At 63.8% G+C, this 20,562-nt stretch carries 19 protein-coding genes; 12 read left to right on the top strand and 7 right to left on the bottom strand.

Annotated features, from left to right (window positions below):
- Window positions 1-128: 128 nt before the first annotated feature.
- Together ACFCV3_RS35710 and ACFCV3_RS35705 are read right to left on the bottom strand one after the other, a co-directional pair.
- Window positions 129-293 carry an FxLD family lanthipeptide gene (locus ACFCV3_RS35710; RefSeq protein WP_376038007.1) on the bottom strand — a complete coding sequence of 55 codons (165 nt, stop codon included), beginning with the start codon at window positions 291-293 and terminating at the stop codon, window positions 129-131.
- Window positions 294-414: 121 nt separating this feature from the next.
- Window positions 415-1,047, bottom strand: a complete 633-nt coding sequence (locus tag ACFCV3_RS35705) for a hypothetical protein (protein WP_376038005.1) — start codon at window positions 1,045-1,047, stop codon at window positions 415-417.
- Window positions 1,048-1,586: 539 nt separating this feature from the next.
- Between ACFCV3_RS35705 and ACFCV3_RS35700 the strand changes: the two genes are divergently transcribed.
- The gene (locus ACFCV3_RS35700; RefSeq protein ID WP_376038002.1) at window positions 1,587-3,323 is read left to right on the top strand and encodes a prolyl oligopeptidase family serine peptidase; all 1,737 of its coding nucleotides are present in this window, start codon (window positions 1,587-1,589) and stop codon (window positions 3,321-3,323) included.
- Here ACFCV3_RS35700 and ACFCV3_RS35695 read toward each other — a convergent pair.
- Entirely contained in the window at window positions 3,296-4,534 is a 1,239-nt protein-coding gene (locus ACFCV3_RS35695; RefSeq protein WP_376038000.1) for a helix-turn-helix transcriptional regulator, read from the bottom strand. The genes ACFCV3_RS35700 and ACFCV3_RS35695 overlap by 28 nt on opposite strands.
- Window positions 4,535-5,066: 532 nt before the next feature.
- On the opposite strand from ACFCV3_RS35695, the gene ACFCV3_RS35690 reads away from it, so the two are divergent.
- Both ACFCV3_RS35690 and ACFCV3_RS35685 read left to right on the top strand, forming a co-directional pair.
- Entirely contained in the window at window positions 5,067-5,783 is a 717-nt protein-coding gene (locus ACFCV3_RS35690; protein ID WP_376037998.1) for an HAD family hydrolase, read from the top strand.
- A gap of 2 nt (window positions 5,784-5,785) precedes the next feature.
- Window positions 5,786-6,598 carry a GIY-YIG nuclease family protein gene (locus ACFCV3_RS35685; protein WP_376037997.1) on the top strand — a complete coding sequence of 271 codons (813 nt, stop codon included), beginning with the start codon at window positions 5,786-5,788 and terminating at the stop codon, window positions 6,596-6,598.
- A 73-nt stretch (window positions 6,599-6,671) separates the two neighbouring features.
- On the opposite strand, the gene ACFCV3_RS35680 is transcribed toward ACFCV3_RS35685, so the two are convergent.
- From ACFCV3_RS35680 to ACFCV3_RS35670, 3 genes are all read right to left on the bottom strand, one after another.
- Window positions 6,672-8,606, bottom strand: a complete 1,935-nt coding sequence (locus tag ACFCV3_RS35680) for a hypothetical protein (protein WP_376037995.1) — start codon at window positions 8,604-8,606, stop codon at window positions 6,672-6,674.
- Between the two features lie 438 nt (window positions 8,607-9,044).
- Window positions 9,045-10,031 carry an o-succinylbenzoate synthase gene (locus tag ACFCV3_RS35675; protein WP_376037993.1) on the bottom strand — a complete coding sequence of 329 codons (987 nt, stop codon included), beginning with the start codon at window positions 10,029-10,031 and terminating at the stop codon, window positions 9,045-9,047.
- Window positions 10,028-11,113, bottom strand: coding sequence for a hypothetical protein (locus ACFCV3_RS35670; protein WP_376037990.1), 1,086 nt, complete (start codon window positions 11,111-11,113; stop codon window positions 10,028-10,030). Before ACFCV3_RS35670 ends, ACFCV3_RS35675 begins: the two co-directional genes overlap by 4 nt.
- A 1,507-nt stretch (window positions 11,114-12,620) precedes the next feature.
- Here ACFCV3_RS35670 and ACFCV3_RS35665 point away from each other — a divergent pair.
- The 8 genes from ACFCV3_RS35665 to ACFCV3_RS35630 all read left to right on the top strand — a co-directional run bounded on the left by ACFCV3_RS35665 (window position 12,621) and on the right by ACFCV3_RS35630 (window position 18,836).
- Window positions 12,621-13,643: a thymidylate synthase gene (locus ACFCV3_RS35665; RefSeq protein ID WP_376037987.1), complete on the top strand. Its 1,023-nt coding sequence runs from the start codon at window positions 12,621-12,623 to the stop codon at window positions 13,641-13,643.
- A 59-nt stretch (window positions 13,644-13,702) separates the two neighbouring features.
- Window positions 13,703-14,182 carry a nucleoside-diphosphate kinase gene (locus ACFCV3_RS35660; RefSeq protein WP_376037984.1) on the top strand — a complete coding sequence of 160 codons (480 nt, stop codon included), beginning with the start codon at window positions 13,703-13,705 and terminating at the stop codon, window positions 14,180-14,182.
- The gene (locus ACFCV3_RS35655) at window positions 14,182-15,363 is read left to right on the top strand and encodes a hypothetical protein (RefSeq protein WP_376037982.1); all 1,182 of its coding nucleotides are present in this window, start codon (window positions 14,182-14,184) and stop codon (window positions 15,361-15,363) included. Before ACFCV3_RS35660 ends, ACFCV3_RS35655 begins: the two co-directional genes overlap by 1 nt.
- The gene (locus tag ACFCV3_RS35650) at window positions 15,360-15,962 is read left to right on the top strand and encodes an exonuclease domain-containing protein (RefSeq protein ID WP_376037979.1); all 603 of its coding nucleotides are present in this window, start codon (window positions 15,360-15,362) and stop codon (window positions 15,960-15,962) included. Before ACFCV3_RS35655 ends, ACFCV3_RS35650 begins: the two co-directional genes overlap by 4 nt.
- On the top strand, window positions 15,959-16,534 hold the full coding sequence (locus ACFCV3_RS35645) for an AAA family ATPase (RefSeq protein WP_376037976.1): 576 nt from the start codon (window positions 15,959-15,961) through the stop codon (window positions 16,532-16,534). The genes ACFCV3_RS35650 and ACFCV3_RS35645 overlap by 4 nt, the downstream gene beginning before the upstream one ends.
- A complete protein-coding gene (locus ACFCV3_RS35640) occupies window positions 16,467-16,781 on the top strand; it encodes a tyrosine-type recombinase/integrase (RefSeq protein ID WP_376037973.1) in 315 nt (104 codons plus the stop codon). The genes ACFCV3_RS35645 and ACFCV3_RS35640 overlap by 68 nt, the downstream gene beginning before the upstream one ends.
- 131 nt (window positions 16,782-16,912) lie before the next feature.
- Window positions 16,913-17,632, top strand: a complete 720-nt coding sequence (locus tag ACFCV3_RS35635; protein WP_376037970.1) for a hypothetical protein — start codon at window positions 16,913-16,915, stop codon at window positions 17,630-17,632.
- 361 nt (window positions 17,633-17,993) lie between these two features.
- Window positions 17,994-18,836 carry a hypothetical protein gene (locus ACFCV3_RS35630; protein ID WP_376037968.1) on the top strand — a complete coding sequence of 281 codons (843 nt, stop codon included), beginning with the start codon at window positions 17,994-17,996 and terminating at the stop codon, window positions 18,834-18,836.
- A gap of 101 nt (window positions 18,837-18,937) precedes the next feature.
- Here ACFCV3_RS35630 and ACFCV3_RS35625 read toward each other — a convergent pair whose 3' ends face one another.
- Window positions 18,938-19,135 carry a hypothetical protein gene (locus ACFCV3_RS35625; protein WP_376037967.1) on the bottom strand — a complete coding sequence of 66 codons (198 nt, stop codon included), beginning with the start codon at window positions 19,133-19,135 and terminating at the stop codon, window positions 18,938-18,940.
- Window positions 19,136-19,378: 243 nt separating this feature from the next.
- Here ACFCV3_RS35625 and ACFCV3_RS35620 point away from each other — a divergent pair, with 243 nt between their 5' ends.
- Window positions 19,379-20,389 (top strand): hypothetical protein, encoded by a 1,011-nt coding sequence (locus ACFCV3_RS35620; RefSeq protein WP_376037964.1) that lies wholly within the window; start codon window positions 19,379-19,381, stop codon window positions 20,387-20,389.
- The last annotated feature ends 173 nt before the right edge of the window (window positions 20,390-20,562 follow it).

Raw genomic sequence — 20,562 nt, 5'->3', positions numbered from 1 at the left:
GATCAACCCACCTGTCCCCGAAACCCAACAACACAAAGCGGTTCATCAGACCGCCGCCTAACTCACGCTGGCCTCAACCACCTTGACAAATTCCGCAGCGGCATCGGCCGACTCAGAGCGTGGCGCTGTTAGGCGACGCCCGTGGTGCAAGCGCCGCAGGTGCTGCCGCAGTTGTCGTTGGTGACGTTCACCATGCTGGCGGTGTCAGTGAGCTCCAGCAGGGAAACGTCCAAGTCGAAACCGTCCGATGCAAGACCCGGCTGAATCACCGGATTCTTCGTACTCATATCCATGGGTACCTCCTCTCTAGGGTGAGGTGATGACCGGTGCCCGGCCGCGACCCGCCCTGAGAAACGCAGCGGACCACAGCACGAACATCGCTTTGTGTTACCTGGGCAGTCGACGCCCAGGCGTTCAAGGTGAGACGGATGCAGCTTCAAGTGCCAGCACGGACGTAGCACCGCCCCGCGCTCCGGCCGTGCTCGCCACAGGGGCCGCCGCACCCGCCTCACCGCTTCGGGGAATCAGCCCCTGCTGCCCTCGCCCAGGCGCATCCGAAAGCGACGGGGGCAGCGGGGCCGACCGAGAACCGCGCATTGGGTCCTCGGGGTGGAACGGCGAACGAGCAACAGCCCAATCGCTGCACGCCAGCTCGCCGGCTCTGGAAAGAAGCCCGGTACGTCGCCGGACAACGGTCAGCGACGTACCGGGCCTCCCGGAAAGGGACCGGCCCTGCGGTGAGGTTTCGCAGGCTGTCGATCGCGCCGGTCCCTGGTCAAAAGGAGACGGGACAGTCACCACGGTGACGCCTTCCTCAGCCAGCTCACGCACGATGGCCTGTGAGTCGCCCAGCGGAGAAAGGTGCAGCAATGCAGGTACCGCAAGCAGGCCGCCATCTTCGATGGCGAGCGCAAGGCGCAGTGCCTTCAGACCGCGTGAGCCGGAGTCGACTGAGTCGGTAAAGATGCCGGCCAGCTCGAGTCGCTGCCGCTGCGCGTAGGCGACAAACCTGGCCATCATCTCGGCGCGATCCTTCGCGGTCATCATGAAGTGTTGCCTGTAGTAACAGTGAACTCGTTGCATGACGATCCCCCCGTACAGGTTGGTAGTTCAGCGGCCTAGAGCGTCTGGGCACCGCGTGCAAGGCCACGCCTGGCCACACCAACAGCACAGGCCATCGCAGCTTGCCGTCGGCACCCGCTTCCCCGTGGACAGCGGGTAGTCGAAATCAGACGGCACCCTGCCGGGCCTCACGTCCTCGTGGAACCGGTTAAGTACAGGCAAGTAATGAACAACCGGAAGGACACCCGCACCTGAGGCATCAACCTGCCTACCGGCCTCCAATACACGGCTCACCTGACACCTCGCTCCCGTCGCAGATACGGACCGACTAGCCGATCAGCCGACAGAGCGGCGATGGTCCGTGATTACGTAGCGCTATCGACTGCTACCTGATCGAGTCTGGAGACGCAGCGAGCCAGAGTCGAGACCTCCCATGCGGACAACCAAGCTGTCCGCATGGGACCGGTCAGCGAGACCCATTGACTATTAGCCGATGACGACAGGGATCTCGATAACATTCGAGGGTGGCGACTCCTGCGGCGTACGACGGCCTGATTTCTCACGCCGGCTCTCTGTCCTGGATTCAATCGGGCGAGGGTCCTGATCAACTCGTCACATGGACTACTAGCAATGGAGCTCGCCTCGCCGCACCGCAGGGTTTTGAGCTGGGCAACGAGATTCATGCCTACGGCGGTGGAGCGGTTGCAGCGTCTGCCGACGGCGTCTGGGGCGTCTCGTCAAAGGATGGGCGGATCTACCGGCTCACGTCCGAGAAAGCCGAGCCGCTAACCGGGGATACCGGGGATCAGCTCGGCGACCTGGTTGTCCGCGGCGAGACTGTCTTCGCTCTCCGCGAGGGCACGAACGGGGATCAGCTGGTCAACGTCGATACCTCGACCGGGCACGTTCGTGTACTCCTGAAGTCATCGAGCTTCCTTTCATCGCCTCGGCCGGGACCTGGCTATGTTGCCTGGCTGAGCTGGGACGCCGATCACATGCCGTGGGACAGCACCCAGCTATGGGTCGCTCGATACGACGATCGCTCAGGAGGTTCGCTGGGAACTCCGCTACTTGTGGCCGGTAGGCCCTCAGAATCGGTCGTCGAACCTCAATGGGGACCCGACGGGAATCTCTACTTCATGTCCGACCGAACGGGCTGGCTCAACCTGTATCGATGGGATGGCGAGCGCACATACCCGGTGGCGCCGATGGCAGCTGACTGCGCCGCCGCACCATGGGAACTGGGCTATCGGAGTTACACACTCTTGGAGAACGGGCAGATAGCCATCCGGGCCCGCCGGGACCTCGAAGACCACCTCCTCCTTGTCGACGAGAGCGGACAATCAGAGACCTTCCAGCTGCCGTACACCGCGATCAAGCCCTACCTGTGCATGATCGACAACGCCGTCGCGATGATCGCCGCAACCCCGACGACTGCGCCGGCCATTGTGCTCGTTGAAAGAGATGGATCATATGCCGTCATTGCCGGGCAAGAACCTCGAGAAGACGAGGTCAGGCAGCCCGAGCGACACTCAGCTGCCGGCATCGACTTCCTGTTGCATCCGCCAATAGACGCCGAGACAACTTGGCGAGCACCGGTCATCGTGCGTGCACATCCTGGACCGACAGACGAGATCTCTCTGCGACGTGACCCACAGCTGGACTTCTTCACCCGTCACGGCTTCGCCGTCGCCGACGTCGACTATCGCGGAAGCACCGGTCACGGCAGAGCATTCCGCCGCAGCCTGTACGGCAACTGGGGCTCGTACGATGTGGAGGACTGTGCCGCGGTGGCGCAGCACCTCATCACGCTCGGCGTCACACTCGCCGCCGAGGTCTTCATCTGCGGATCCAGCGCCGGCGGATACACAGCTCTTCGCGCAGCCACCACCACCGGACCGTTCCGGGCGGCCGCGGCTAGGTCACCCATTATCGATCCGAAGAGATGGGAGGCCAGCGTGCCAAAGTTCCAGCGCGCACACGCAACGGCATTGGCAACCGGCTCAGCCCCTGTTAGCTCTGCTGATATCGAGTGCCCCGTTCTCCTCGTACACGGGCTCCACGACCCAATCACCTCGGCGCAAGACACGGTCGCGCTAGCCTCAGATCTCAAGGCACGTGGAGCCGACCACGAGCTCCTGGTGCTGGACACGCCAAGCCACACGCTCGCTGCGCCCGACTTGGCAGCGCGCGTCCTCGACGCCGAGTTGCGGTTCTTCCGCCGAATGCTCGATCAGTCAGAGAGCGCGAAACGCACGTAGTCCCCGAACTCGATCACCGGTTTGAGGTCGGAGTACGGCACGAGTTCTTGGCGCAGTTCGTCGATGCGATTCCGGCTACGCGCAGATGATGTCTGCGCCGCCAGATCGACCGCCCTCTGGCCGACCACGCAGGCCTGCTCCGGATCGCCGGCCCGTGCCAAGGATGAAGCCATCAGCGCAGTGTCGATGGCGAGGCGACGTACGTGGCCGGATGCAATCTGACTCAGCGCCTCACCTGCCTGCTCCTGCGCAAGCACCTGGTGACCAAGGTCGTGAAAACAATGCGCCATCTCATCGGCTAAGTACGCCGGCGTGAAGTACCGGATCCAGGCCGGTGCGTTGTCCGGAGCAGCGGACGCCAGCTGGGTCTCGGCGCGGAGCAGGGCTTTGGTCGCTGCCTTCTCGTCGCCTCGACGGGCTTCGCCCCGCGCCAGCACCGCCTCGAACGCTGAACGCACCGTGGGCTCCGCGATATCCGTAGTCCCATGAATTCCTGTTCGAGCCATCCGCAACGCCTGATCGACATCGTCACCGTGGAGCGCGAGGTGAGCGCTGCTCACAGACAGAAGGTAGCCGCCATAGAGCCGATCCCCAGCCGCTGTCGTGAGCTCCAATGCCCGCAGGTAGCAGTCCCGGGCGTAGTCATCTCGCCCGAGATCGATCGCCTGATAGCCGACCAGCTCCCAAAAGCCTGCGGCGGTCGAATACAACGTTTTCGCTGTTAGATCATCGACTGGAACGCGAGTCAGCAAGTGTTCTAGCTCGACCGCCACATATCCGGAGACCAACTGATGAGTCCGGCCGGCGCCGTGCTGGTGGTCGAGCTCTCTGAAGCGAACGAGTTGCTGAACAACTGCCGAAACCTCCTCTTCGCCGACCTGATCGTCGTTTGAGCCGAGGATGCGGACCTCACCCGTGGACATAGTGAGCCAATCGAGCGCTGCTCGCTCAAGCGTGGTTTCGACTCCTCGCGGAGGTGGTTGAGCAATGCGACGCTGCGAGCGAAGATTGGGTTCGAACGCCTGAAGGAGGCCAGCAGCGCCAAGTTCCCGGTCAAGATCCGCGATCAGTTCAGCAGTCGGCCAACGCAGGGCCTTCTCGATCTTGCCGATCTGATCCTTGCTGACGAAGACCAGCGATCCGAGATCGGCCTGAGACAGACCCCGCCGTCCACGCAGATCGCGAACAGCAGCCCCGAACGCGTCGCGCACTGAGGCCTGTGGAGACAGAGGGCGAGGAGACTGCGCCATCTCTGCCTCCCGTTGCATTTCAAAGCCGGAGTCTCCCAGCACCGACCAGCTGGGCAAATCTCTTGGTCCGTATGGCACATACAGTGCCTCAACAGCCTTACATTAAGACACGACACCGACACTTTGAGCAACCCATACCCGAACTGCATAAGTGCGCCACGATCGGTTGGTCCTCGAACCCTGCCGCCATGGGACGCGCTGCGACATCTCGATGGCCCAGTTGGTCTGGTAGCACGAAGGCTAGCTGGGGCGTCCTGCCGATGGTGCGCCAACGTCATTGGAGAGGCTTGGCACGGGTCGCTGTGGGACTGGCCGCACGAGTTGCAGGCACAACTGGTACGAGTCAGGCTGGCTCCGACCTTCGATAGCTGCTCGACGGCCCTGAGGCTGAAGTCATCAGTCGCGACCGCCCGGCACGCGAGCATCCCTGCCACGTCGAACCGGCGAGACAAAGTGGGGACTTGGACCAACCAAATCCGGTGCGGGAGAAGATTTGCCAGCCTCATACCGCGGTCTACTTCTCGATTTCGGCGGCGTACTGACGACTCAGATGCGGCTGAACAGTCAGGCATTCGAGCGATCGGAGGGACTCGAGCCAGGTGCGTACGTAGCGGCGCTGGAGAAGCATCCGGATGGGATCGATGTCTATGCGAGGCTCGAGGTCGGTCAAGCCACGCAAGAGGACTGGAACCGGGTAGTCGGCGGCATCCTCGGAATCGACCCAACTGACTTGATGCGCCGCGCATTGGCCAATCTGCAGCCTGAGCCCCTGATCGTTGGGGTGGCCGAGCGTGCACGTGCTGCTGGCATCAAGATCGCCTTACTAAGCAACAGCTTCGGCCTCGACCCGTACAACCCGTACGAGGACAAGGGCCTGTGGACCGACTTCTTCGATGCGGTGGTTGTGTCCGAACTGGAGGGCGTACGCAAGCCGTCGCCGCTCATCTACGAACGCGCCTTGACCGCTTTGGATCTGCCTGGACAGCAGTGCATCTACGTCGACGACATGGCCTCGAACCTGCCGCCTGCTGAGCTGCTGGGGATCCGCACGGTGCTCCACACCACCGATCCGACGGCAACAGCACTGCAGCTGGAGTCTCTTCTCTTCGATCCGCGCTCAGTGCCCTCACCAACCGGAGCATGCTCCGCGGATCTCCCGGCTTCTCGAAAATCCATTGCCGTGAGTGAGAAGCAGGGAGAGGCGACATAACGGTGACGCTTACGTTCGCTTCGATCCTGCACAGCGCCGGCATCGACGCCGACGAGGCTCTAGTGATCCGGCACGCCTACGTCCGCGAACATGAAGACAGCGGTCTGGTCGGCCTCCACGCTGACTCCACTGACGCAGAGATCCTTCAGTACACGAGCAAGCACTCCGCTCGACCACGCATCTTCCCGACCTCTCCGCCGCGCATCTGGGTCGTATTCATCCGCGAGGGTGGCGACCGGGCGCGGCTGTGGTCGGTGCTGGAGAACCGCGGCGAGACTTCGAACGATGGCACGCTGCGCACGTTCGATCTCGTCACCTCCGAGCAAATGGCGGACCTCAGAAACCGGCTGGTGATCGGCTGGAGATCGCCGCGCACCTGGAGGATCAACGCCACGACCGCGGCCGGCTACCCGGTCATGGAGATCGCCGACGCCGAGCCCGTGCCCTTCCCCGGCTTCGACCGCCTCGTTCTGGACCACGCCCAGCTCCAGGCCGTGATGCGCGAGCACCGCTACGCCTCGTGGCGCACGGCCCTGGCGTCAGTGATTGGTGTCTACCTGATCACCGACACGCGCGACGGTCGTCAGTACGTCGGCAAGGCCGACGGTGCGGAGAGCATTCGCCAGCGCTGGAGCGCCTACGCGATCAACGGTCATGGTGGAAACGTCGAACTGCGCAACGTCGACCCGACGAGCTTCCGGTTCTCGCTCTTGCGGGTGTTCGATCCGGCGACGCCCACACGTCAGATCGACGCCGCCGAGAGCCACTTCAAGATCGCCCTCGACACCCGTAGCCACGGCCTGAACCGGAACTGATACCGAGGGCTCGCTCAGCCGGATGCTTGCGCGTGCGAGTCCGGCCGGACTTCGGGATGCCCGGCGCCGACACTCAACTCCGAGCGGGGATAAGGCTGAGTGCCCACGCCGGGGCCTGTTCGCACAGCTCGTGATGTAGTGCGACCTGGTCGGAACCGTCGGAGCCAAGCCAGAGCCGATCCAGGGTCCAGGCTGGAACCGTGAAAGCCCGAAGTCCGGCCAGGACGACCCGCAGGCTCCCACGACGTCGGCGGTGGCGGGGAGCGAGTGAAACATCGCCATGGAACAGGCCGGTCCGACGCCGATCGGTCCCGATGGCGTAGGCGCCACCGGGCGTCAGGGCATTGAACAGGGCGTAGTCCAGTGGCAAGACCGCGAACCACAGCCGGATCTCACCTATGCGGGGCTGGTCATTGCCAAAGGCAAAGGCGTGCAGCGTCGCGACGTATCCGTCAACAGGGTGGGCGTACACCAGGTCAACCGGACCTGGCCCGACGTATTCGGGGTCGGTGCCGCCAGCGGCCAGCGCCGCCATGTCGCCGTGGCGCCCAGCGGCGAGATCAGCGACAGTGATTGCCGGTCCGGCGTTACCGTGCAGGTCTGCGATCTGGACGAAGCCCTCAGCGGCGAGTAATGCCCGGGCGTAGGTGATTGTGGTGGACTCGTTGAATCCGTCCAGAGCCTGGCTGCTGCGCTCGGTGATCAGCGAGCCGGACACTTCTCGCAGCCACTGCTGCAGGAATTCGCGGCGGCGGCCCGTCACTAGGTGCCGGTCCCGTGGCGCGGTGGGGGCAAGCGGGCGAGGCCCGAGACCGTAGGCCCGGTTCGTCTTGGCGACCTGCTCCTCGGTGATCAGGTAGGCCAGGGATGGCGGAGGGCTCGGTTGCGGGTAGGTGGGGTCGTTGACGATACGTTCGGCCACTCGCAGGGGTGTGGAATCCCCGGCCAGCCGTAGTTCACGGTCTCGCAGCACCCACAGGGTGTCTAGTGCGGTGGCCCGGTACTTGGCTGCCGGGTCTCGCAGGCCCGCAGGTGGATCCGGTAGGTCAGTAAGGATCGTCTGTTCCTCAGCCAGGTTCTGCAGCTCGGCGTCGAGCGAATCTTCGGCATGCGGCTCTAGCTCGTGGTCCTGGCTGGCCGGGATGGTAGTGAGGGCATCCGGTACGGCGACGACTTCGTCTACGACAATGTCCCAGGTAGCGGTGTCGGTGTCCAGGTCGCTGGCTGCAACGAGGTCTTTGGCACTGGCCACGAGGTCGCCGGTGACCAGGCTGCGGTAGGTGACGTGGTAGCCGGCCGGCGGGCCTGGTGCTATCGAGCGCCCGGCATGGTCCATCTCCCACCACGGTCTCTGAACGATTGCCCGGTGCGGATGCACACCGTGCACGTTGCGGTCGGTGTCTCGTGGGAGGGTAAACGGCGCGATCGTCAGCGAAGACACCCGCTCTCCTGCAATCCGGCCCCCGTGGACGGCCAGTAGTTCGCGGTCAAGATGGTCGACGAACCCGAGCAGCGCGGACACTAGTTCGCAGGTCTCAGTGTCCGATTGAGGCACTTCGTCGAGAACGTCCGACGACGGCGTGAACATCGAGGTACGCCACCAGGCGAAGGCCACCGGATCGCTGAGTAGTACCTCGTCCGTGGCGGGCTGGCGTGGGGCGTCATCGAGCCGGGGTCCGCCGCGGTCGGGAGCCAGGCCGCGCCGGGACACCTGGTTCTGCAAGCGGAAGCGATCCTCCTTGACGCTCACCGGCCTGCCTACCTGATGCCCCATTCGCTGCAGCTGAGCACGCAGCCAGGTCAGGCAAGCACGGGGATCGGCGCACTGGTACCGAAGCCATCCTGCCGACACAGCCACCGGTTCACAGGACCGCTCCCCCGCGAGCGCGTACAGCAGCAACGCCAGCGAGACGTTCGGCGGACTCAAGCGCTTCGGAGCCTGCAGCGGACCCACCCACCGCTCCTGGAGCTTGGTGGCAGCCGTCAGCGCCTGCTCCCACATCACCACGCACAAACGATAGCCCGACCGCCACAGCACTGCGTGTCTGTGCTGTGTTGCGCGCCTGTAACGCTGCGCGGCCGTGACGATCTTTCATAGCCTGTCCGCCGCCGCGGCCGTTGCCGCACTCACCCCTTGTCGGGGAACACGGCGCCACTCGACTCTAACCCAAACGGCGAGTAGGTAGCTTCGTTCTGGCGCTGTTCCGCTCGTACGTTACTCTGCGTCATGGCCAGCGATTGGGGACTTCTCTACACCGAGGGGACCGATGAGGGGCAAGACGTCAGGTTGAACTACGAGTTCAACCTGACGCTTACAGACGATCCAGCCTTTCAGCCCAGATGGTGCTGGCGCAACGGGTGACGTGGTGAAGCTGCTCCAGTCGTTCCAGGAGTCGACTTCATGGTCCGTCTTCAACCCGATCTTCTCGATCATGACGACTCAGCTCTAGCCGCGAAGTGCCTCGGAGACTCGCCGGAGGCGGTCCATCCACCATTCCGTTCGTGCGGAGTCTTTCTGGCGAAACTCCTCAAGCAGGCGGAGGTCTGGAACAGGTTGTTCTGTCGGGACTTCAATGAAGCCATCGGATGCACGGATGGATGTGCCGTCGCCAACCACATCGCCGGTGAGCAGAGCGAGAGTGTTCAGACCGCAGGCAAAATCCAACTCGGGCAGGGATGCTGCGAGCGCAACTCCCGCGGCCACATCGATGCTTGTGCCGAGGGTTGATGTCACTACACATGGCAGGCCGGCGGCTTCAGCGACCTCCAGCGAGCGCTTGAGACCGCCTAGCGGCGGCGGCTTGATGATCGCCACATCAGCTGCACCCGCAAGCGCGACCTTCAGAGGGTCTTCCGCTCTGCGAATGGACTCGTCTGCCGCGATCATCACATCGACCCGGCGACGAACGGCGGCGAGCTCTTCGACGGTCGTGCACGGCTGTTCTACATACTCCAGCCCGCCAGCCGCGGCATCGATCTGTTTGATGTTTCGCACTGCGGTGTCGACATCCCACAGACAGTTGGCATCGATTCGAATCGCACCACCGGACCCAAGTGCGTCTCGAACTGCTTCCACACGAGCGATGTCCTCGCCAAGCGCGTCCGGGTGGTCGGCTACCTTCACCTTGGCCGTCTTGCACCCGGAGTCAAGGACGATCTGATGTGCCTTGTCCGGGGCCACAGCGGGCACCGTGCAGTTGACGGGGACACGAGATCGTTCGAAGGTCGGCCAGGGAGTGTTGGCTTGTTCGAGCGCCGCCTGAAGCCAGCCGACCGACTCGTTGTCGTCGTACTCGATGAACGGGCAGAACTCACCCCAGCCGTGTTCTCCTTCGAAGAGGACGCCCTCGCGTGCTGCGATCCCTCGGAATCTGGAACGCATGGGAATCGAATAGACCACTACGTTCTGAAGGGCGACTTCGATGGAGGTCATACCTGAGTGTCCTCATTTCCTCGTGGCTGATGTGCCAGATAGGCCGTGATCTCGTCGTCCAGCGTAGCCAGATGTGTGGACTTCATCCGGATCGGTTGAACCTGACGATGCAACGTTCGGATACGGTCCACGGCGCGGCTTGAGCTAATCCGGGAGGCGGTGCGAACTGCGTCCAATCCCAGCGAGGTTGCGCGATCGTAGTCGCGGGCGACGAGATGTGTGGTTGCCAGATCGGTTTGGACGAAGCATCGGCTCCGAGCGCGCCACGGTTCGTAGCTTTCAAGTGCGTGGTTGATCAAACGCTCGGCGTTCGCGCTTTCACCTGTATCGCGCAGGCATCGGCCCAGATCTGCGAGTAGCTCCGCCTCTGTGTAGAAGGCCAGCCATGATGGCTCATTGCCCGGGACAGAGCGCTCGAAGGCATTCTCCGCCTTATGGACTGTCATCCGAGTCTCACGGGAATCGCCGAGCAGCGCGTGGCCTCGTGCCTCAATGGCGCACAACAGTCCCGACAGAACCGGCGTCAGGCGATCACTGGCGAGCGACTGCGCTGCGCGGGCCAGAGCAACAGCATGGCGGCCGTTAGAGATCCGCTCGCTCTCGCTGGTTGCACTGTGGCCGATGTGAATCGTCATCCGACTCATATAGCCGAGGATGTTGGCTGCGTACTGGGTGTCGCCTGCGGAGAGTGCGAGGTTCAGGGTCTGGATGTAATACCGCTGCGCGAGGGCATGACGCCCGACATCGGCCGACATCGAGCCAGCTAGCCAGGACGTTTGAGCAACCACTCGTAGCAGGGCAGTTCCGACCTTGGCCGAATACGAGCCCTTGAGAAGGTTCATTGCCTCGGAGTTGAGCAGGCGAACCCCTTGTTCGCGGACTCGGCCGGAACCGTAACGGTGATCAAGGCGCCATAGATGATCGAAGTGCTCTTGAAGGATTTCCACATCAGATTGACCGATCCGGCGGCCGGCGGCCTGCTCGGTGATCTGCGCAGGAGGCACTGTCATGGCGAATAGTGCTGGTTCCGCGAAGGCAGCCGCGCTGAAGGTCGTGCCGAGGAGGAAGTTTCGACGGTTCATATCCCTATCCGATAGCGAGACAACAGAACGGACTGTCTCATGCATCGAATCAGCACTCTGGAGTCCGTCGTATGGGTCCCTCTCGATCGGGCTTTGATCGACGAATCCGCACTCACTCACGGTGACTTCTCGTCCAAGGTGGTGGGACAACACCTGCGCGACTAAGCGCGGAACTGGCCAGCGCGGCTGGGTCCCGGTCAACATCCTCTGTACGGATGTCGGCGTTGTCCCGAGATGGCAGCCTTCTTTGGCGCCCAGGCGGACTATGTCCCTGCCCAAAGCTGCGTTGCTCAGGCCTGCGTCGTCCAGCAGCACCCGAAGCAGTGTGTTCCCGGTGCTCGTCATCTCTATCGCAGCTCCGTGTTCGACAGATCGCCCACGGTAGTTGATTCTTCCGCACCCTCGTACGGGTCGCATCTCAGATGGTGCAAGTGAGACCCCTGTGAGACCCCTGGCACCTAAGTGATAACGCTGCGTGATCAGTGGGACTTCCTGGCTGGCCTGTTCCGCCCTTCGATAGAGCGAAACCCAGGCAATTCGGCAAAGGGAGGCGGTCTTATGGATTCGATCGTCGAGCCCATGTTGAAGCCGGCACCGCAGGCGTTCGCGCTTGATCGGAATCACGGCGCCTCGGGGTTGCGGCAGGGTCGTGTCGCCTCAGATTTTGACTACCCGCTATCCACGGGGAAGCGGGTCCCCACAGCAAGCCTCGACGGCCTGTGCTGGGTATGCGACGGGCTATGGCCGTGCACACGATGCCCGGACGCATTCGACCGTTGAACAACAACCTGAACGGGGGGATCGTCATGCAACGCGTTCATTGCTACTACCGGCAGCACTTCATGATGACCGCGAAGGATCGCGCCGAGATGATGGCCAGATTCGTTGCCTACTCGCAGCAAAACGGTCTGGAACTCGCAGGCATCTTCAGCGACACAGTCGACTCGAAGTCGCAAGGACTGACAGCACTCCGAGTCGCGGTATCCCTGGAGCAGAACGCGCTTGTCGCCGTCCCTGCGCTGCTGCATCTAGCTCCACTAGGCGACGCAGACGCCGTCGAACGAGAGCTCGATGAAGACGGGGCGACGGTAGTGACTATCCCGTTGCATTTTGACCAGGGACCGGCGCGATCGACGCTCTGCGCAACCTCACCGCAGGGCCGGTCCCTCACCCGGAGGCCCGATACGTCACTGACCACCGCAGGGCGACGTACCGGGCCTCCCCCCACTCCCGGCGAGCGGGCCCGTAGCGATTGGGCTGCTCCTCGCTCGCCGTTCCACTCCGAGAATCCAATGCGCGGTTCTCGGACGGCTCCGCTGCCCTCGTCGCCTTCGGGCGCGCCTGGGCGAGGGCAGCACGAGCCAGCCCCTTAAGCGGTGAGACGGATGTGGCTCCCCCTGTGGTGAGCACGGCCGGCCCGCGGGGCGGCGTGAACGACCGTGCTCGCACTCGAGTCACATCCGTCCCACCTTTGGTCCCGCACTCCCTACTCGCCTAGGAGAACGTCGTGTTGAGTCCTGCTGTGTTTCCAGCCTTCGAACAGGCCTATCTGGATGTGCTAGACCACGTCACCAATGAGTTCGAGTTCCAGAACGCACCGCGGGGCAACGAGAGCCGCGAGTGTCTGGGCTTGAGCTTCCAGATCGCAGATCCGAGAGACCGCTTTGCCTACCTGGCGGCCCGACAGGTCAATCCGGTATTCCACTACGCCGAAGCGCTGTGGTACCTGGCCGGCCGCAACGACCTCGACATGATCGGGTACTACGCCCCACGCATGAAGCGGGATTCCCGCGACGGCGTCTCCATCGTCGGATCTGCCTACGGTTCGCGGATCTTCAACCCGCTGGGCGGCGACACCGTCAGCCCATTCGATCGAGTGCTGAGCCTACTGCGGACCGAACCCAACTCCAAGCGCGGCGTCTTGCAGATCTTCGGTCGGGACGAGCTTGCCGTCGAGAGCAACCCTGACGTGTCCTGCGTCATTGCTCTGCACCTGCTCGAGCGTGAAGGACGTCTGCACATGGTCTGTTACATGCGCGCCAACGACATCGACCGCGGCCTGCTGGCGGATGTCTTCTCCTTCACGATGATCCAAGAGTTCGCTGCGATCCAGCTCGGGCTGGAGCTGGGCACCTACACGCACCACATCGGCTCGGCCCATATCGGCGACCGTGACCTTGCGCGCGCACGGAGCACCCTGGCTGAGGCCAGTGAACGTGCCCGGCGGCCGGCCTTCGATGTGCGAGCGATGCCGAAGGACACGACGCCAGGCGTGGTCTTGGAACTGCTGCGGCACGAAGAAGCGCTCCGGACGAATGCGCGGCAGTACCGGCCAAGCGAAATCGCAGACATGGATTTCGACCCCTATTGGGAGCAGGTCTTGCTCATGTTCGAGGCGAAGCGACAGCTCGTTCACTGCCCAGCTGACACGGTCGACGACGAACTGATGAACGCGCTCGACCCGGGGCTTCGCTGGCTGATGGCCCGACGGTGGCCGCGCCGGATTGCCCCATTCGAGGTCGGCCAGTGAAGCGACCACCGGGCCCGGGCGAAGTAGTCCTGGGCGGCGTGGACTGGAGCCGCTGGAGCGTGATCCTACTCAAGCCAGACTGCCTGCGCCGCGGCCTAACGGAGCCTGTTCTGGACAAGGTCAAGCGCGAAGTCGACGTACTCGCGCAGCGCCAGGTGATGGTCCAAGACTGGCAGATCTTCGTTCACTACTGGGACATGCTCGTGAACAAGGACTGGTTTCCCGACCGCGACATGGTCGCCTGTCTGCGCGAGCAGTACATCGGCCAAGAGGTAATGGTGGCGCTCGCCCACGGCCCCAAGGGAACGGACACTCCGGCCGCAGTGCGAGCCCTACTGGGGCATTTCGATCCATCCGAAGCCGGACCAGGCACCATCCGAGGTGACCTCGGCCTGGACTCACTTCGACTCGCCAGCCAACAGGGGCGCCTAGTCGACAACCTGATCCATGCCTCAGATGACGCCAATGCGACCTGCCGCGACTTCGGCACCTGGTACGGCGCCAACGAATGGTCCCTGCTCGACCTAGGAGGTCAATGATGGCAACCCCAACCACCGCCCGCCGATCACTACCGCTGCTCACAACCGAGCAGATCAGCGGCCTGAAGAAGGAACTCGCGGACACCATCGAGTACCGCAAGTCCGGGCTCTCGCTGAACCACATCATCGGCTGCCCGCTGGACTGCGGCTACTGCGTACGGCACCTGTTCGACAACTTCGAACTAAAGACTCCCCGGGCCCTGATGTCGGATGAGGCAGCCGTCGACCTACTGACCAGCCACTCCTACTTCCAGCCGCACATCACACCGATCCAGATCTTCAACCGCGCCACCGATCCGATGCTGCCCGTGGTCAAGCCACACACGTTCAACGTGCTACGCCTACTCGACGAACGCGGCCTCACGAACCACGTCCTCGTCATCACCCGGTGGCGCGTCGACGCCGACGACTGCGCGATCTTGAACAGCTTCACGAACATCAAGCTCACCATCCTCGTGACGCATTCCGGGATCAGCGATCCGCGGATCGAGCCGGTCGACTCCCGGATCGCTGCCACCAGCCTCCGAACTCTCCACGACAATGCCGAGCGGTATCGAACGATCCTGTACTGGCGTCCCATCGTTCCGGGCCTCAACGACAGCGATGCCGACATCGAGCGGGCGCTGGAGCTTTCCAAGCACGCACACGCCACAGTGTTCACCGGGCTGTTCTTCCGCGACGAGATCGCGGCCTACTACGCAAGCCACGACATCCCGCTGCCCTACGACGAAACCGCACGACGCAAGATCATGCCCGAGATCTCCGAACGGCGAATCCTCGAACGCTTCCATCGCTCAACCGACAGCGAAGCGCCGTACGGGGCCTTGTTTCGCAAAACAAGTTGTGCCGTCACCTATGCGCACGGCGAGGCTGACTACAACGGGCACTATGGGATCCGCGAGCTTTGCGATATCTGCCCGATGTCGCAACTCGCCATCTGCAAGGCAGCCTGGGTCAAGCCGGACCTCGATACCGTGACCTCACAAGCTCGTCTGCTGGGCGCAACCAGCGATCCGGTCATCACAGATCGGGCCGTCATCGTTGAGGGACTGAACGAGCCACCGAGGTATTGGCTGCAACATACCCATGGCTATCAGGTCCACGACGCTGCCAAGCCGCACCATCACCGGCGCCACGGACGAGCCGACATCGGCTGGCGCGAGGCGAAAGAGGAACAGTGAACACGAGCACCTGGCCCGAACTGCTGGTCGTCGACGTGGAGGGCAACGGAGCTAACCCGCCCGACCTCGTCGAGGTCGCGGCCCTGCCGATACGGCAGGGCCAACCTGACACGAGCACTGCCGGCGCCTGGCTCATCCGCCCGCCGGTTCCGGTGACCCCGTTCGCCGCCCGGATCCACGGACTCACCAATGCCGTGCTTGCAGATGAACGCACCTGGGACGTCGTTGCTCCTGACGTGGCCAAATTGCTTGGCGAATCGTGGATCTGTGCCCATAACGCCCACGTTGACTATCGCGTCCTGGGCCAGCACCTACCGTTGTGGCGGCCAGCTGGAGTCATCGACACACTCCGATTGGCCAAAGCGACCTGGCCGGGCCTGCCGTCGTACACCCTCGACGCGCTCATCGCTCACGCCGAACTCGACCTTACCCAGGCACCAGCACAGCGGCACCGGGCGACCTTCGACGCCTACGCCACCAGCTGCCTGTTCCTTGCGCTCGCCGGCAACTACCCGACCTGGGAAGCGCTGATCACCGCCGCGATCCCACCGGGCCTGCCGGGCGCACCCGAACCAGAACCTGAGGACACACTCTTTTGAACACTCCCATCCACATCGCCATCACCGGAACCCACTCGACCGGAAAGACCGTCCTTATGCGGCGCGCAGAGATGGAACTGCGCGCCACCGGCCTCCGCGTAGCTCGCGTCCACGGACTCGGCAAACGCGCAGCCGCAATCGGGCTCCCCAAAATGCAACGCCACACTGCAATTTCGACCGAATGGGTCATCGCAGCAGGCATCGCAGACGAACTAGCCCACACGACTGACTCCGATGTAGTGCTCACAGACCGTGCTCCCATCGACGCCATCGCGTACTACACGGCGGCTCTAGAGTTTCGCAGCGAGTCCGGCAGTCCGTCGACCATTGAGCGACTTGAGCAGCTGGTAGCCAGCCAAGCGCCACGCTACGAGCTTCTGCTTGCCACCGAACTTGATCCCGCCGAACCGGTCGTTGCTACACACGACTACGACCCCCGGTACCGCCGCCTCGTCGACCGTCACATCCACGACTGGCTCTTCAAGACCAGCTCGACCCACCAACTTGTCACGAACACCGACGACAGCCGCGACCAGGCGATCGCCCTCATCAAGAGCCGAGTCGCTCTCTAAGAGAACTCTGCAACTCACAACGAGCTGCAGCGACGCCGTGCGTGAGATTCTCGACCTCGCCGGGATGCGATGGGCGATCCCGCACACCTGGCGGCGATACGTCGCGACCAAGATGGAGAAGGCAGGGCGGGCGCCGTCCGACATCGCCGACCAGCTCGGTCATGTCGACGCGTCGATGACCCAATCGACATACCTCGATCGCGACCTCATGGGACGCGGTGACGCTCGTGTCGCTGATGCGCTATAGCCGGTAATGAATCCATTACCGTAACTTGACCGGTAACTACCCCGAACGACGAAGGCCCTGATCTGCTCTGATGCAGGTCAGGGCCATATTGATGCCCCCGCCCCCCGCAGGATTCGAACCTGCGACGCACGGTGTCGCAGCTCTATCGCGGACACATGGCTTCACCGCGCGATGAGACGACGACGTTGGCGGCTTCGCTGTACCGGCACCTTCACCCGCTGCGGCTGAGCGGATTGACCGCGGTGCAGGCAACAAGGCTAGTGACCAGCGAAACGGCGCGCTGGGCCACCGCGCAAGGATGGATGGTCGCCTACGAGGCATGGGGACAGCTCACCCGCATGACACAAGCCGGGCCTCGGCGCGCACGGCTGGATCTGGTCTGCACTCGACCCGCACAACAGCCTGCGGTCGCAATCGAGATAGACAAGCACGGGAAGGTGTGGTCGCTGCAGAAACTGCAGGCCGAAGCCCAGGCCGGACGGGTGGCGCTGTGGGTACGTTGGAACGGCCGCACGGAGGTCGAGATACCCGAGTCAGTCGGCTTGGTCGATATTCACGAGGGCGCAGACTACGGGCCGAGCGAGCGAGCACCCCACTCTCGCCTCAGTGCCGATTCGCCGGCCGATCGGCGTCACTCACCTTCGACACCTGGTTCCCTGCTGAGCGCACCAGAGCGGGAACGGTTGCCGAATCTGCCCTCCCCGGACGACACCGAAGCCGCGCGTACCGCCGCCGGCGGTTTCACCCGGGCACAGCTCGCCGCATGGGGAGTGACATGGCCACCTCCCAAGGGATGGAAGAAGGACCTGAACGATCGCTGGCACACAGCCGGGAGGGAGCCGGAGACCTGAACGACAAGCAGCGCTGCGACGGCCAACTCCATACCGTGACCTGACTACGGTCACTCGATCGCCGATCCCACCAGGCGGACTTGTACTGCTCGTCTCAGACCGATCCGGAGTGCAACGTACGGGATCTGCAGTCGCCTGCTACCGACGCGCCGAGTACTGCGACCTACTGGGATGAATCGCCGGAAGGGCTTAGTGTCCTCGCTGGCGGGTGCTGGACGCCCGTAAGGCCCTCGGGCAACGCTCCCCGGCGAGCACTGACCCATAGGACGGCCAAAGGGTGTGGTCACCCAGTCCAGTCAGTACGGCATACAAGCCCTCGCAACGTCTCGCCTGGCCGGGCTGGTGGGAGAGGACTGTGCTCATGCCCGATCGCGGACGGCTGGCGCGCGGACGCCGCCGCTACACCGGCGAGACCCCGCAGATGGCACGCCGCGGCATCAGCCGCGACGGCACCCACGGTCTGGACACCTGCACACCAGGCCAGCTGGACCTACGGTCGCTGCTCTTCTACTTCGCGTTCACGCCCGGACCACGCAACATCTCGCGGATGCTGTGCTACGACTGGGATGCCAGCGCGCAGTACGACATCTTCGTGATGGCCAACGCAGACGCCGCGGACAACCTGGCCTGCTCGTTCGGCCCGCAAGGAACCGGCCGACCGCAGCTGCCGGGTCTGCGGATCCTGCCCTCTGGCCCGAAGGGCTACGAGTTCGTGCACCTGCCTACCGGTGGCCGGATCACGGTGACCGGGACCGGGCCCGGCTGGTACCGCAAAATCGCAGACGAGACCGCGCGCGGGTCACTGGACGCCGAGGAGATAGCCGCTCTCAGGGAAGCATCGTCGATGAGCCACGACATCAAGCGGCTGTTCGCGGCGCTGTTAGCGCGTTCCTCGTGCCGCAGCCGTGACGGCCGCTGGAACATCGGCCAGTTCTTGTTCGCCGATGACGAGGACTTTCCCGATCTGCCCGGCAACCGCTGGAGGGGCGGCTTCGACCTGCACGGAGCAGGGGATAGCTGGGAACTGACCTGGGGCCACGCGTTGGCGCCCGAGACCCTGCTCCGGCCCCTCCTGACGCCGGGCATCGATCTGGCTGACGTGATCGTGAGCACCGAACAGCCCAGGATCGCGAGCACGATCCGCCTGGGCTCGGCCGAACTGCGTCTGAGGGCCGCCGCCACGATCCCCGCCGAAATTCCGTAACGATCTGGCATGCTGTCGCTGGCGGCCGGGCCTTGGGCCAGCTCCCGGGCTCGGAGAGCGCAGCCCGGGAGCTGTCACTCTCCGAGGCCCGGCGGCGTCGTCTACCGGTCGCGGAGCAGCGTGACCAGGACGCCAGCGGCACCGATCGCAACTGACACTGCGACGGTCCATCTCGGAGAGCTGGACGCGGCCAGGCCGATCAGGACCGCTGCCAGCAGGATCAGCAGTCCGCGGTCGCTGAGCAGCGGCAGTCGCGGCGGACGGTCTTCCGGCCCGCGGCCGGACATCGTTACCATCATCGGGAACTCCTCTTGTTTCTCGGTGGGGGTTCGTTCTGCGGCGGGCACCTTGTGCGAGGTGACCCGCCGCTCTTTCGTCGGCCCCGCTGCTCGCGGTGCCGAGACACACCATGCAGGAGACGGTGGCGTTGTGTCGCGTCGAGAAGCGCCGGTATGATTCCGGTTCTGACCCACAGTGGTTGGAGATTGATCAGGACATCCGAGGTAACGGGTCATTATGTGGGTCAAAACCGGGGGGTCGTAATGTCTACATCGACTCCACGGACGACGGCCTCTCGGCTGCAGAGCCGTCTCGACCACCTCGAGCGACTCCGGAAGGAGCAGCCAGGCCAGACCTTCGTGAAGGCCGTGGCCACCTTCAGGCGGATCTACGACCAGAGCAATCAGCCGTCACACATCCTGGTGCGGCGCCGGTTCGTCCGCAGGTCTGTCGCGATCGAGATCGAGAGCGATCACGATCGGCGGCCCCGGCTCAAGCCGCCGGCGCAGACGCTGATCCGTTCGCGCGGCGTCGCATACCGGCTGTACCTTGTCTTGCTCGCGGCCGCGCAGTGCCAGCCCGGTGGCAGATTCAGTTCGCGGCTGAACTACCCGATCAGAAGTGACGGTGACGAGGACATCGCGCTGATCAACCTGATCGCACCCGGCAGCAACCCTCGTCCCGGCACCGCCTACAGGAAGGGGTACCGGCAGATGCGCACGGAACAGGTGTACAACGCGCTCGACCTGCTCGCCGACCCCGCGCACGTCCTGCTCGAGCGGTTGGCTCCACCTGGCCCGCCAGTCCGGCTGAACCTCGAGGTCGGGCCTCGGCCGGACCAGGACCCGCAACCCTGGAAGCGGCCCGGCAAGGAGGCGTTCATCGCGATCCCGATCGAGTTCTTCTCGATGGGCTGGGTGCATGTGCTGACCAATTCAGAGATCGCGGCATGGCTGATGTTCCGCGACTACGGGCAGATAGGCCTTCAGGAGACCTCGGACAGTTTCAGGCTGCTCGCCCACGACCGGCTGAGTTGGTACGACCAAAGCAAGGAAGTCTGGGATACCCACGCGATGCTCTCCCGGATGGGCCTGATGACGTCGCACTCGTCGCCGTACCTACCCGCGGACGAGGATGGCCCGGCACGTCGCGAGGGCACCCTCTTCCAGGTCACCGATGAGGGACTGCGGCAGAACGCCCTGCGCCAGGCGCTTAACGCAGTAGCAGTCACGAAGGACGGCGTGGTCGGGCTAGAGGATTTGGCACGGCGTTAGAGCCATGGCGATACCGTCTGTGATGCGAACTTGAGCCTCGCTCGAGGCGACTCTCCCGCGGCGAACCAGCACGTCTTGCTCCAACCTCAAGATCGACGCAACGGGAACTTTCTCGTGCGGCCCGGTCCAGCATCAGCCCCGTGCGTAGCCACACGTGACGGGATCGAGGCAAT

The sequence above is a fragment of the Kribbella sp. NPDC056345 genome, from assembly GCF_042262745.1.
Taxonomy (GTDB): domain Bacteria; phylum Actinomycetota; class Actinomycetes; order Propionibacteriales; family Kribbellaceae; genus Kribbella.
The sequence above is the reverse complement of the archived record's forward strand: the minus strand, read 5'-3'. Positions and strand labels throughout refer to the sequence as shown.

What these genes read in the sequence shown, in the direction of transcription:
- ACFCV3_RS35710 (WP_376038007.1), bottom strand. Translation starts at nt 293, where the DNA reads ATGGATATGAGTACGAAGAATCCGGTGATTCAGCCGGGTCTTGCATCG.
- ACFCV3_RS35705 (WP_376038005.1), bottom strand. Translation starts at nt 1,047, where the DNA reads ATGATGACCGCGAAGGATCGCGCCGAGATGATGGCCAGGTTTGTCGCC.
- ACFCV3_RS35675 (WP_376037993.1), bottom strand. Translation starts at nt 10,031, where the DNA reads ATGACCTCCATCGAAGTCGCCCTTCAGAACGTAGTGGTCTATTCGATT.
- ACFCV3_RS35670 (WP_376037990.1), bottom strand. Translation starts at nt 11,113, where the DNA reads ATGAACCGTCGAAACTTCCTCCTCGGCACGACCTTCAGCGCGGCTGCC.
- ACFCV3_RS35655 (WP_376037982.1), top strand. Translation starts at nt 14,182, where the DNA reads ATGGCAACCCCAACCACCGCCCGCCGATCACTACCGCTGCTCACAACC.
- ACFCV3_RS35630 (WP_376037968.1), top strand. Translation starts at nt 17,994, where the DNA reads ATGCCCGATCGCGGACGGCTGGCGCGCGGACGCCGCCGCTACACCGGC.
- ACFCV3_RS35625 (WP_376037967.1), bottom strand. Translation starts at nt 19,135, where the DNA reads ATGATGGTAACGATGTCCGGCCGCGGGCCGGAAGACCGTCCGCCGCGA.
- ACFCV3_RS35620 (WP_376037964.1), top strand. Translation starts at nt 19,379, where the DNA reads ATGTCTACATCGACTCCACGGACGACGGCCTCTCGGCTGCAGAGCCGT.